Below are 12,218 nucleotides of genomic sequence, written 5' to 3'. Positions count from 1 at the left end.
TTGACGTCCATGCCCGAGGGACACACGATCCACCGGCTGGCGGCACACCACCACGCCGTGTTGGGCGGATCGGTGGTCGAGGCGACCAGCCCGCAGGGCCGATTCATGGCCGGTGCCGCCCGGCTGACCGGTGCCACCCTGACCGCCACCGAGGCATACGGCAAACACCTGCTGCACCACTACCGTGGCGGCGCCGGCGGCGGCATCCTGCACGTGCATCTCGGGCTCTACGGCACCGTCGCCGACGGCCCGGGTGCGCCGCCGGATCCGGTCGGGCAGATCCGGCTGCGTCTGGTCGGTGGACAAGCGGGTGGGCGGCACTGGCTCGACCTGCGTGGGCCGGCCGCCTGCGAGTTGTTCACCGAGGCCGAAGCCGACGCGCTGCGCGGGCGGCTCGGCGCCGATCCGCTGCGCGACGACGCCGACGGAGATTCCGCTGGCGACCGGATCCGGCGCAGCGGCAGACCGCTCGGCGCGCTGCTGCTCGACCAGTCGATCGTCGCCGGAGTCGGTCTGGTCTACGCCACCGAGGTGCTGTTCCGCGCCGGGATCGCACCGACCCTGCCCGGCCGCTCGCTGTCCGCCGACCGGTGGGCGGTGATCTGGGCCGACCTGGTAGTCCTGATGCGCGCGGGGGTGGCCGCCGGCCGGATCGACACGGTGCGCGCCGAGCACCTGCCGGAGGCGATGGATCGGGCGCCGCGGGTCGACCGGCACGGTGGGGAGGTGTACGTCTACCGCCGCGCCGGCCTGCCGTGCCTGCTCTGCGGCGGCACCGTGGCGCGGGCGGTGCTCGCCGCCCGCAACTCCTACTGGTGCCCGACCTGCCAGCCATCGGCCGGCTGACTCGCGGCAGTCGCGCTCACCACCACTTGCGCCGGGGCGGCCGTACGGTGACCGAACCGAAGACCACGTTGCAGGTGACCTGGATGATCGGGGCACCCGGGCGGGGCGGTGCCGTGAGCTTCGACTTCTTCTCGCCGAAGGCGGCCGTGCCGCTCATCCGCACGTCGAGACCTTCCGGTACGTAGATCGTCACCGATCCGAAGACCGCCCACACCTCGATCGTCGTCAGATGGTGCTGCAACTGGGCGTTCTGGAGGTCGATCTTGCAGTCACCGAAGATTGCTCGGGCGTCCACCCGTTCGGGCACCAGCCAGTGTCCCTTGCGGACCTCGTCGCCGAAGATGGCGATCATGCGTTCGGTCGGGGCCGGTGCCGCCGCGCCCGGAGGACCGACGATCCCACCCGGAGGACCGACGATCCTGCCCGGCACCGGCGGGCCGACCGGCAGATCCGCGGTGAGCCGGGCCAACTCGCCCCGGGTCCGGGCACTGTGCGCGTCGGTGGCGCGCTCGGCGTACTCGTCGAGGGTCAACCGGCCCTCCGCCGTCGCCTGGCCGAGTAGTTCGACCACCTGCTCGCGCTCGGCGTCGGAGACGCGCAGATGGTCGTCGCTGCGGCGCGCTGCGGGGTCCTCCACCCTGTGGAGCTTATCGGCCGGCCGACCCGGCCGGTGGCGCCGGGCGAGCCGCTGCCTCAGCGGTCGCTCAGCTCGCTCAGCAACCAGCGGACCACGTCGAGGTGTGCGGTCAGCGGCGGGCCGTCGGTGAACGCCCAGGCGAGGCTCTGACCGATGGTCCAGCCGCAGGCCCGCTGCCGGTCCACGCCCAGTTCGGCGCTAAGCCGGTCGAGCCGGCGGCGTACCAGGGCGCGAGAGTGCCCCAACTCGACACCGCGCACCACCGGTGCCAGCCCGAACGCCCGCTCGCCGACCAGCGGTTTGGGATCGATCACCAGCCACGGTTCGCGCTGTGCCCGCAGCACGTTGCCGGCATGCAGGTCCTGGTGCAGCAGCACCTGCGTCTGCGGCTGGCTGGCCGCGAGCCCGGTGAGCAGATCGACTGCGGCGTCGACCAGCCGCCGTTCGAACGGCCGGCCGGCCTGCTCCCAGCGCTTCGGAATGTTCGTCGCCCAGCGTCGTGCCTCCCGGGTCAGTGGGGTGAACGGCCCGGTCACCGGTCGCCACAGCCGGGGCAGCAGGTCGACGTACACGTCCAGGGCCGCCTCGGGTGCCAACGAGGCAACCGGATCGCCGGGCCGGCATCGTTCGATCAGCAGCGCCCGCCCGACCGGATCGTGGGCCAGCAGCCTGACCGCCGCCTGCCCGTTCCAGCAGGCCAACGCCGCCGCTTCGAGCTCGCTTTCCCGGTCGCCCGGCGGCTGCAGCTTCAGTACCGCGTCGGTGCCGTCCACGCAGCGGGCGGCGACCACCACCGAGACGTACCCGCCGGGTAGCGGTGCCCCTGTCCGTAGCGACCACCGGTCGGCGTACCGGGCGATCAGGTCCGACACGCCGGCATGCGCAGTGGATGGCCCGGCAGGGCCGGCGAATGGCCCGGTGGACGGGCGCGGGCTGGCGGCGGGCACGGACGCCATTGTCCGCCAGCGTCAGCGGACCGGTTCGGTGCCGGTGTCGGTGCTCGTCGGTGTTCGAGTCTCAGTCGGTGTTCGAGACGATGTCGTTGGCCCGTCTGGCGGCGACCAGGACCGGATCCCAGACCGGCGAGAACGGCGGTGCGTAGCCCAGATCGAGCGCCGTCATCTCAGACACCGACATCCGGTTCCACACCGCCACCGCCAGCACGTCGATCCGCTTGGCGGCCTCGGTCGATCCGACGATCTGCGCGCCGAGCAACTGGCCGGTGTGCTGCTCGGCGATCAGTTTGATGGTCATCGGAGCCGCCCCCGGGAAGTAGCCGGCCCGGTTGCTGGACTCGACGGTGGCGGTGACGAACGAGTAGCCGACATCGTGGGCTTCCTGTTCCAGCAGTCCGGTGCGGGCCACCTCCAACTCGCACACCTTGGTCACCGCGGTGCCGATCACGCCGGGGAAGGTGGCGTAGCTGCCACCGATGTTGAACCCGGCGACCCGGCCCTGCTTGTTGGCATGGGTGCCGAGCGGCACGTGCACCGGCTGCCCGCTGACCCGGTGGAAAGTCTCGACGCAATCGCCGGCCGCCCACACGTCGGGCACTCCGATCACCCGCATCTGCAGGTCGGTACGGATTCCGCCGGTGACGCCGACCGGCAGTCCGGCCCGCTCGGCAAGCCCGGTGTTCGGCCGCACCCCCAGACCCAGGACCACGACGTCGGCCGGCACCGTGTCGTCGTCCGTGCGTACCCCGCGCACCCGGCCGTCGCGTTCGTCCAGTCCGGTGACCAGGACCCCGCTGCGTACGTCGATGCCGAGCCCGGCCAGCGCGTCCCGGACCTTGACCCCCATGTCCGGATCGACGGTGGACATCGGTTGCTCGCCACGGTCGATCAAGGTGACCGCCAAGCCGCGCCGGATCAGCGCCTCGGCCATCTCCACCCCGATGTAGCCGCCGCCGACGACCACCGCCCGGCGCGGGGGCTCGTCCTGGTCCAACCAGTCACGCAGGGCGGCGGCGTCGTCAAGGGTCTGTACCCCGAAGACTCCCATCGTGTCGGTCCTCGCCCACTGCGGGCGGGTCGGCACCGCGCCGGTGGCGTACACCAGGATGTCGAAGTGTTCGCGTACCTCGCGGTCGCCGTCGGCGGACGATGTCGCGACCACCTCGCGCGCGTCCAGGTCGATGTGCGTCACCTCGTGACGGATCCGTACGTCGATGTCGTAGTCCCGGCGGAACGTCTCGGGCTCCCGCACGATCAGTTCCTGATGGTCCTTCACCAGGCCCGAGATCCAGTACGGGATGCCGCAGGCGGAGTACGAGGTGAACCTGCCCCGTTCGAAGGCGACGATCTCCAGATCGTCGGCGTCACGTAGCTGGCGAGCCTGCGACGCCGCCGACATTCCGGCGGCGTCGCCACCGATCACGACCAATCGTTGCGGCACGTCACTGCCCTTCCTGTCGTCGTCCATCCGGTGTCGTGGACGCGGCCCCGACGTCGTGGGTCCCGACGTCGTCGGCCGCCATGTGTGGCGGGGCCGGGAGCACCGACCGGCTGCGGGTCTGCTCGGCCAGGAACTCGACGACGTCCCGCAGGTCGCCACTGGCGGCGTGGACGGCACGCTGCCGGGCCGCGCCGGTGCCCCGGGACCGTAGCCGGCCCAGCAACGAGTTGACCAGGGCCACGTCGCCGTGCCGGTCCAGATGCGGCCGGACGGTCTCGACCAGTCGGCGCAGTAGATGCCAGCCGGGGCGTACCGCCGGTGACGGCCCGGTCAGGTCGACACCGACTCCTTCCAGCCCGTCGTGGGCGGCCCGCCAGTGTGCCGCCACCAGCACGTGGTGCTCGACCTTCGGCACCGGGCGATCCTGCTCGACGGCGTCGAGCGCGGCGCCGACCAGAGCACGGGTCAGCGCCGCGAGCAGGATGGTGTCGTCGAGGCTCGGGCAGACGTCACCGAGCCGGACCTCGACGGTCGGGTAGTGCGCCGACAGCCGGGCGTACCAGTAGAGCATCCCCTCGTCGAGGATGATTCCGGTGGTGAGCAGGTCGTCGACCAGCTGCAGGTAATGCGCGTGCGAGCGCAGCCGGGGTGCCGGGGCGACCGCCGGCCAACGCTCCCACATCATCGACCGCCAGCTCGCGTACCCGGTGTCGGCGCCCTGGAAGAAGGGGGAGTTGGCGGTGGCCGCCTGCAGGACCGGCAGCCAGGGCCGCAGGTGGTTGAGCACCTGGACGCCGGTTTCCGGATCCGGCACCCCGACGTGGACGTGCAGGCCGTTGTTGCCGGGGCCGGGCACCAGCATCCCGTACCGTTCGACGATCCGGTGAAACCGGGGGTCGTCGACCACGTCCGGCTGGGGCCCGGCGACCGGGGCGGTGCCGACCGCTATCAGCCGGGCACCGACCCGTGCGGCGGCGTCGGACACCGCGGTGCGCAGCGTGCCGAGGGTACGCCGGAGTGCGCGCAGATCCAGCCCGGGTGGGCTGCCGATCTCGATCTGGCTGGTCTGGAACTCGCGTTGCACCTGTCCACGCAGTTCCGGCGGGATCTGTTCGAGGACTTCGGCGACGGCCGGCACGGCAGCGCCGCTGACCGGATCGACCAGCAGGAACTCCTCTTCCACCCCGACGGTCAGTTCGCCCGGTCGGTGCAGGGCCGCAGCTGGCGCGACGGTACTGCTGATCACCGGGGGCACCGCCTGTCAGTCCGGGCCGACCGGGCTACCGGTCGGCCTGCCGGTACGGCTGCCGGCCGATCCGGTACGGCCGCCGGTCGACCTGCGGGCGTGGGCTTACCCGGTGGGGCAGGTACGGCAAACACCCCTCGTCCGGTGGCGTGGTCGGGTGCTACCGCGCAGGTCGACATGAGGTCATCTTCCGCCTCCAGCGCTGCCATAGGCTGCAATTTGTCGGCAGATAGGCCGCAGCGGCGGGCGGGTAGCCGGCGGTGCGGGTGGTCGAGCGGCGGTCAGCGCCGGGGAGGTCGGGGAGGTCGGGGCAGCGGCAGGTCGTGCCGACCGGCGATCAACTCCTGGACCCGGATCTTGAACAGGATGATCGGCTGTCGATAGCGCCGCTCCCGGGCGGCGGCGCGGGCCCGTCGCCATTGCGCCCAGCGGCTCTCGCCCCGGTAGAACCAACGGGCCCAGGGTGAGTGGGGACGGGCCAGGCGCAGCGCTCCGACGATCAGCAGGACGGGGATGAACAGCCCCAGCAGGCCGGTCCAGATCTTGCCCTTGATCAAGGTGATCCCGGCCAGTACCAGGTTGATCACGATCAGCGCGGCACCGGTGAACTGAGCCGGATCCGTTTCCCCGGTCAGGAACTCGTTGGCCCCCAGCGGCCGTAGCCCGAGCAGCAGCAACCCGGACAGCGCGATCGCCACGAACACCGCGTCGATCGACGTGCGGCCGCGTTCCGACCAGTAGACGTCGCTCAGGTGCAGCAGCAGGGCGAACTCGTCCAGGACCAGAGCCGCGCCGACGCCGAACACCGCGGCGGCGACCGCTCGCCACGGCGTCACCTGCACCGGGATCACCAGCCCGGCGACCCCGGCCACGAGCATGAACACCACCCCGAAGACGACATGGTGGATGTGCAGGTCGCCCGGGGTGATGTTGCCCGGCCACCAGCGCACCCGGGCCCGGATCATCCGGACCGAGAAGCGGATGAACGCGAAGCCGACGACCACCCCGACGAAGAAGCAGAACAGCGGGAGCCGGCCGGTTGCCACGACGGTGTGCGCGAACCAGTCGGTCAACGGCTTGCTTCACGGATCGCGCGCACTCCGGCTCCTTCTGCCGACGGTCTCCGGGCGAAAACAGGCACCCGGCTGTCCGGACCAATTGTACGAATTTGTGCCTCCATCCCCGCTTCCCTCGTCGGGCCAGGTTGCCCCGGCTCCGTACTCTGATAGTCGTGTCGCGCGTCGTAGTGATCCTGGCAGGTTGCTGGGCGTACGCGTACCCGTTGCTGAGCCTGGCCGGCGCCCCGCCGAGCCACCTGGCCGCGACCGCCGCCTCGGTCGCCATGGCGTTCGCGGTCGTGCTGGCTGCCCAGATCCTGCTCGGGACCGGTCTGCCGCGCCCCGACGCCGAGCGACTGTCCCCCGTCGAGCCGCCGCGTCGCCGCCCGCAGGGGAGTTCCCGGCAGCTCGACCCGGACGCACCGGGCCGCCCCCGACCTCGGGCCCCTGGCCGCCGCCTGACCGCACCTGCTTGATCCCCGATCCGGCGATCGCAGCTGCCTGATCCGGCGCCCAGTTCCCTTCACCCCGGTGCCCGACTCACTCCGGTGCGCGGCCACCGGGGCCAGCCCTCGGAGGTCCATCGATGCCTGCCGCCCTGTCTGCCTACCTGTCCACCGCCATCGGTACGCCCGCCGCCACCGCTGGTTCGTTCTCCTCCGCGTTCGGATTGTCCGACACCGCGTTCGGGCCGTTCGACACCGCGTTCGGGCCGTTCGACACCGTCGTCGGATCGGCCGCCCAGCTGGTCGCCGCGTTGTCGAGTGCCCTCGTACCGCTGGCCGGCGCGAACGCGACCGCGCTCGCCATCGTCGCGGCCACCATCGCCGTCCGTCTGTTGCTCAGCCCACTGTCCTGGCTGCAGGTCCGGGCCGAGTCGCGCCGTGCGGCGCTGGCTCCGCAGCTGCGTGAGCTGAATCGGCGGTACGCCGACGAACCCCGGCGGCTCGCCGTCGAGACGATGGCGCTGTACCGCTCGGCCGGCGCCTCGCCGCTGGCCGGATGCCTGCCGGCGGTGCTGCAGGCCCCGTTCTTCGTGCTCATGTACCAGCTGGTCACGCAACCGGTCGGGTCGGACGGCGGCGCTCTGCTCGCCGGGTCCTTTCTCGGCGTCGGCCTCGATACCCGGCCGGCGGGTCTCGCCGGCGCCGATGAGGTCCTGGTGTTCGTCGGGGTGCTGACGGTCGTCCTGATGGCCGCGTGGGCGACCTCGCGCCGGCTGCGCCGGGCCGTCACCAGCAACCAGACCGGTGCCGCCCCGGCCGGCGGGGTGCTGCAGCGGGTGATGCCGCTGCTGCCGTACGGCTCGGTGGCGGTCGCGTTGGTGCTGCCGCTGGCGGCCGGGCTGTACCTGGCCGCCACGACCAGCTGGACCGCGCTGGAGCAGGCGCTGTTGCCGCAGTGGGATGGCATCGACCGCTGTTGACAAGTAGGGTCCCGCGACGTACAACCTCTGAGAGCGCTCTCTTGATGAGAGGGAAGCGTTCGATCCGTCCTCATCTGCTCACTTGTCCTGCTCGTAGCGTCGATCGGACTCTCGGGGAGAACGCTCTCTGGCGGAGCTGCCGATCCCGTTGCGGTGTCAGGACACCCTGTCGGTTCACCCAAGGAGTCCCGTGATGAAACCGCTGCCCCATCCGGTCAGACCGACGCGTCGCCGGCGCACCCTGGCGGCTGCCGTCCTGGCCGCGGCGACCGTGGCGATCGCGTCGGTCGCCGTACACGCCAACGCCGCCGTACCGCCCACCCCACCCGGCTGGAATCTGGTCTGGAGCGACGACTTCACCGGCGCTGCCAACACGCTGCCCTCGTCGGCGAACTGGATCATCGACACCGGCACCAGTTACCCCGGCGGACCACCCCAGTGGGGCACCGGGGAGATCCAGACGTACACCAACAGCACCGCCAACGTCCGCCACGATGGCAACGGCAACCTGCGGATCACGCCGATCCGCGACGGCGCAGGCAACTGGACCTCGGCCCGGATCGAGACGACACGCAGCAACTTCAAGCCGCCGTCCGGCGGTGTGCTGGCGATCGAGGGGCGCATCCAGGTGCCGAACGTGACCGGGGCCGCCGCAGCCGGCTACTGGCCGGCGTTCTGGGCGCTCGGTTCGCCGTACCGGGGCAACTACCAGAACTGGCCGGCGATCGGTGAGTTCGACGTGATGGAGAACGTCAACGGTCTGAACAACGTCTGGGGGGTGCTGCACTGCGGCGTCGCGCCCGGCGGGCCGTGCGACGAGTTCAACGGCCTCGGCGGCTCCCGGGCCTGTCCGGGTAGCACCTGCCAGTCTGCGTTTCACACGTACCGCTTCGAGTGGGACGCCGGGGTGAGCCCGCAACAGCTGCGCTGGTACGTCGACGGGCAGCATTACCACACCGTCACCCAGGGGCAGATCCCCGAACCGCACTGGTCCAACATGACCAGTCACGCCGGGTACTTCATCCTGCTCAACGTGGCGATGGGCGGGGCCTTCCCGAACGGTGTGGCCGGGTCGACGACGCCGACGGCGAACACCGTCTCCGGCGTACCGATGCTGGTCGACTACGTGGCCGTCTACACCCGCGGCGGTGGCACGCCGCCGACCACCCCGCCGCCGCCGACCACGCCGCCGCCCGGTGGTGGCGTGAACGCCTACGCGGCGATCCAGGCGGAGTCGTACAACGGGCAGAACGGCGTCGGCGTCGAGGCGTGCAGCGAGGGCGGCCAGAACATCGGCTGGCTGGCCAACGGGGACTGGGCGCGCTACGACAACGTGGACTTCGGCTCGACGCCACCGCGTGACTTCGTGGCCCGGGTCGCCTCCGGCGCGGCGGCCGGCGTCAGTGGTCTGATCCAGGTCCGGATCGGCAGTCCGACCAGTACGCCGATCGGCAGCTTCGCGGTGGGCAACACCGGTGGCTGGCAGACCTGGCAGACGGTGCCGGGCAACGTCTCCGGCGTGACCGGCCGGCAGACCGTGTACCTGACCTTCACCAGTGGCCAGCCCAGCGACTTCGTCAACGTCAACTGGTTCCACTTCCGCCGCTGACCCCGGCACCGGTTCGCCGGCCGGTCTGCTCACGGGCAGGCCGGCCGGCGACATTTTTAAGAAGAGGTCTTTACAGTAACTGTTAATACTCCTAATAATTGGCCATCTGTCGATGGCTGCTTGGGAGGACGTCGATGAGACGGGTACGGGTGTTGGCGCCGTTGCTGGCCGCGGCGGTGGCCGCAGGCGGCGTCGTCTGGACGGCCGGGCCGGCCCTGGCCGCCGGTCCGACGGCCACGTTCGTCAAGACCTCGGACTGGGGTACCGGCTGGGAAGGCCGGATCACGATAACCAACGGGGGCTCGGCGGCCATCACCTCGTGGACCGTCGCCTTCGACCTGCCTGCCGGCACCACCGTCGGCACCTACTGGGACGCCCTGCTCACCGTCTCCGGCCAGCGGTACACCTTCACCAACCGCAGCTGGAACGGGCAGGTCGCCCCGGGGGCCTCGGTGTCGTTCGGGTTCATCGGCGCCGGACCGGGCGCGCCGCAGCGATGCACGCTCAACGGCGTGCCCTGCGCCGGCCAGCCGCAGACACCCGGCCCGACGACCGCGCCCCCGACGACGCCAGCGCCGACGACGCCAGCGCCGACGACGCCAGCGCCGACGACCGCTCCGCCGACGACCACGCCGCCCACCACGGCTCCGCCCACCACGGTGCCGCCGGGCGGGGACGGGCTGCCCAGGCACTTTCTCACCGGCTACTGGCACAACTTCGACAACCAGGCCGTCGAGCTGCGGCTGCGTGACGTGCCGGCCGAGTACGACCTGATCGCGGTCGCCTTCGCCGAAGCGACCGGCACACCCGGCGCAGTCGACTTCGGCGTCGACCCGGGTCTCTCGGCCGCCCTTGGCGGCTACACCGACGCCCAGTTCACCGCCGACGTCGCCACCCTGCACCAACGTGGCAAGAAGGTGATCATCTCGATCGGTGGCGAGACCGGCCGGGTCGCGGTCAACGACGCCGCCTCGGCCACCGCGCTCGCCGACAGCATGCACCAGCTCATCCAGCGGTACGGCTTCGACGGCGTCGACATCGACCTGGAGAACGGACTGAACCCGACGTACATGGCTCAGGCCCTGCGTGCGCTGCGGGCCAGGACCGGATCGGGTCTGATCATCACGATGGCGCCGCAGACCATCGACATGCAGTCACCGAGCGTGTCCTACTTCCGCCTGGCGCTGGACATCCGTGACATTCTCACCGTAGTACACACCCAGTACTACAACTCTGGCACGATGCTCGGCTGCGACCAGCAGTTCCCGTACAGCCAGGGCACGGTCAACTTCCTCACCGCCCTGGCCTGCCTGCAGCTGGAGGCGGGACTGCGACCGGACCAGGTGGCGCTGGGGCTGCCGGCCGGTCCCGGTGCGGCCGGCGGCGGGGTGGTCGCCCCGGCAACGGTGAACCAGGCGCTGACCTGTCTGGCCCGGGCCACCAACTGCGGCAGCTTCCGACCACCGCGGACCTATCCGGGCATCCGTGGCGCGATGACCTGGTCGATCAACTGGGACGTGACCAACGGCAACTCCTTCGCCCGCACCGTCAAGCCGCATCTGGCCACGCTGCCCTGAACATCTCCGGTGCCGGTGTCTGCCGCCGCACCGAACGACCGACCGATGATGGAGGTTCGCTTGAGATCCCAGCCCTTTCGCGCCGTGGCGTTCACCGCCGGCCTGACCACCCTGGTCGCCGCCGCGACCGTACTTTTCGCCCCGGCGGCATCCGCCGCCACCGCGACCTTCGTTCGCACCGCCAGCTGGAGCAGCGGGTACGAGGCCAAGTTCACCGTCACCAACAACACCTCGGCGTCGATCAGCTCCTGGACGGTGCAGTTCGACCTACCGGCCGGTACCCGGGTCAGCAGCTTCTGGGACGCCCGGCTGACCACCTCCGGCCAGCGGATCACCGCGGTCAACCAGAGCTGGAACGGGACCCTCGCGCCCGGCGCGAGCACCTCCTTCGGCTTCATCGCCGCCGGCACCGGCGACCCGACGAACTGCGTGGTCAACGGCACCTCGTGCAGCGGTGGACCGCCGCCGACCACCCCGCCGCCGACGACGAACCCGACACCGCCACCCACCACACCACCGCAGCAGCCCGCCGGCATGGCCGCCGCGCCGTACATCTACGACTGGGGCAACGCCCCGGCACCGGCGACGGTCATGTCCGCCACCGGGATCCGCTGGTTCACCCGGGCGTTCATCCTCTCCGGAGGTGGTTGTACCCCGGCCTGGGACGGCGTACGGCCGCTGCTCGGCGGCAGCGACGCCGCGCAGATCGCGGCGATCCGGGCCGCCGGCGGCGACATCATCCCGTCGGTCGGCGGCTGGAGCGGCAACAAGCTCGGCCCCAACTGTTCCTCGGCGGCGGCCCTGGCCGGTGCCCTGCAACAGGTCATCAACGCCTACCGGTTGCGCGCGATCGACATGGACGTGGAGAACGTCGACGAGTTCGAGAACGAGGCGGTGCAGGACCGGATCCTGGGTGCGTTGAAGATCCTCAAGCAGAACAATCCCGGTCTGATCACCATCGTCACCATCGGTACCGCCACCACCGGCCCGACCTGGTGGGGCACCCGGATGATCAACCGGGGCGCCGAGTTGCAGGCCGGAGTCGACATCTGGACGATCATGCCGTTCAACTTCGGTGGCCACGCCAACATGTATTCCGCGACGGTCAGCGCCGCCGATGGGCTGCGGAACACCCTCAAGGCCGCGTACGGCTGGAACGACGCCACCGCGTACGCCCGAATGGGGATCTCCGGCATGAACGGGCGCTCGGACCAGGGCGAGATCACCACCGCCGCACAGTGGACCCAGATCCGTGACTGGGCCCGGGCACGGGGACTGGCCCGGCTCGCCTTCTGGTCGGTCAACCGGGACCGGCCCTGCCCGGGCGCGCCACTGAGCTCCGGCTGCAGCAGTATCGACCAGCGGGACTGGGAGTTCACCGCGATCACCGCCGGTTTCCGCTGAGCGGCGGCCGGCGGGCGG

11 protein-coding genes are annotated in these 12,218 nt (G+C 71.0%); 6 read left to right on the top strand and 5 right to left on the bottom strand.

Annotated features, from left to right (window positions below):
* Nucleotides 1-9: 9 nt before the first annotated feature.
* The gene (locus ACN27F_RS11210) at nt 10-846 is read left to right on the top strand and encodes an Fpg/Nei family DNA glycosylase (RefSeq protein ID WP_421433219.1); all 837 of its coding nucleotides are present in this window, start codon (nt 10-12) and stop codon (nt 844-846) included.
* A 16-nt stretch (nt 847-862) separates the two neighbouring features.
* Here ACN27F_RS11210 and ACN27F_RS11205 read toward each other — a convergent pair whose 3' ends face one another.
* From ACN27F_RS11205 to ACN27F_RS11185, 5 genes are all read right to left on the bottom strand, one after another.
* On the bottom strand, nt 863-1,483 hold the full coding sequence (locus ACN27F_RS11205; protein WP_421433218.1) for a DUF1707 SHOCT-like domain-containing protein: 621 nt from the start codon (nt 1,481-1,483) through the stop codon (nt 863-865).
* A 56-nt stretch (nt 1,484-1,539) separates the two neighbouring features.
* On the bottom strand, nt 1,540-2,355 hold the full coding sequence (locus ACN27F_RS11200) for an aminoglycoside phosphotransferase family protein (RefSeq protein ID WP_421433217.1): 816 nt from the start codon (nt 2,353-2,355) through the stop codon (nt 1,540-1,542).
* Nucleotides 2,356-2,500: 145 nt separating this feature from the next.
* Nucleotides 2,501-3,880: an FAD-dependent oxidoreductase gene (locus ACN27F_RS11195; protein WP_421440112.1), complete on the bottom strand. Its 1,380-nt coding sequence runs from the start codon at nt 3,878-3,880 to the stop codon at nt 2,501-2,503.
* Between the two features lies 1 nt (nt 3,881).
* On the bottom strand, nt 3,882-5,126 hold the full coding sequence (locus tag ACN27F_RS11190) for a carboxylate-amine ligase (protein WP_421433216.1): 1,245 nt from the start codon (nt 5,124-5,126) through the stop codon (nt 3,882-3,884).
* 281 nt (nt 5,127-5,407) lie between these two features.
* Nucleotides 5,408-6,199, bottom strand: a complete 792-nt coding sequence (locus ACN27F_RS11185; protein ID WP_421433215.1) for a hypothetical protein — start codon at nt 6,197-6,199, stop codon at nt 5,408-5,410.
* Nucleotides 6,200-6,357: 158 nt separating this feature from the next.
* On the opposite strand from ACN27F_RS11185, the gene ACN27F_RS11180 reads away from it, so the two are divergent.
* The 5 genes from ACN27F_RS11180 to ACN27F_RS11160 all read left to right on the top strand — a co-directional run bounded on the left by ACN27F_RS11180 (nt 6,358) and on the right by ACN27F_RS11160 (nt 12,200).
* On the top strand, nt 6,358-6,660 hold the full coding sequence (locus ACN27F_RS11180; protein ID WP_421433214.1) for a DUF6412 domain-containing protein: 303 nt from the start codon (nt 6,358-6,360) through the stop codon (nt 6,658-6,660).
* 110 nt (nt 6,661-6,770) lie between these two features.
* Nucleotides 6,771-7,610: a membrane protein insertase YidC gene (yidC, locus tag ACN27F_RS11175; protein ID WP_421433213.1), complete on the top strand. Its 840-nt coding sequence runs from the start codon at nt 6,771-6,773 to the stop codon at nt 7,608-7,610.
* A gap of 193 nt (nt 7,611-7,803) precedes the next feature.
* The gene (locus ACN27F_RS11170; RefSeq protein ID WP_421433212.1) at nt 7,804-9,219 is read left to right on the top strand and encodes a carbohydrate-binding protein; all 1,416 of its coding nucleotides are present in this window, start codon (nt 7,804-7,806) and stop codon (nt 9,217-9,219) included.
* A 134-nt stretch (nt 9,220-9,353) separates the two neighbouring features.
* Nucleotides 9,354-10,796 (top strand): chitinase, encoded by a 1,443-nt coding sequence (locus ACN27F_RS11165; RefSeq protein WP_421433211.1) that lies wholly within the window; start codon nt 9,354-9,356, stop codon nt 10,794-10,796.
* 60 nt (nt 10,797-10,856) lie between these two features.
* Nucleotides 10,857-12,200 carry a cellulose binding domain-containing protein gene (locus tag ACN27F_RS11160; protein WP_421433210.1) on the top strand — a complete coding sequence of 448 codons (1,344 nt, stop codon included), beginning with the start codon at nt 10,857-10,859 and terminating at the stop codon, nt 12,198-12,200.
* Nucleotides 12,201-12,218 lie beyond the last annotated feature (18 nt).

Source organism: Solwaraspora sp. WMMB335 (assembly GCF_049179075.1).
GTDB lineage: Bacteria > Actinomycetota > Actinomycetes > Mycobacteriales > Micromonosporaceae > Micromonospora_E.
The sequence above is the reverse complement of the archived record's forward strand: the minus strand, read 5'-3'. Positions and strand labels throughout refer to the sequence as shown.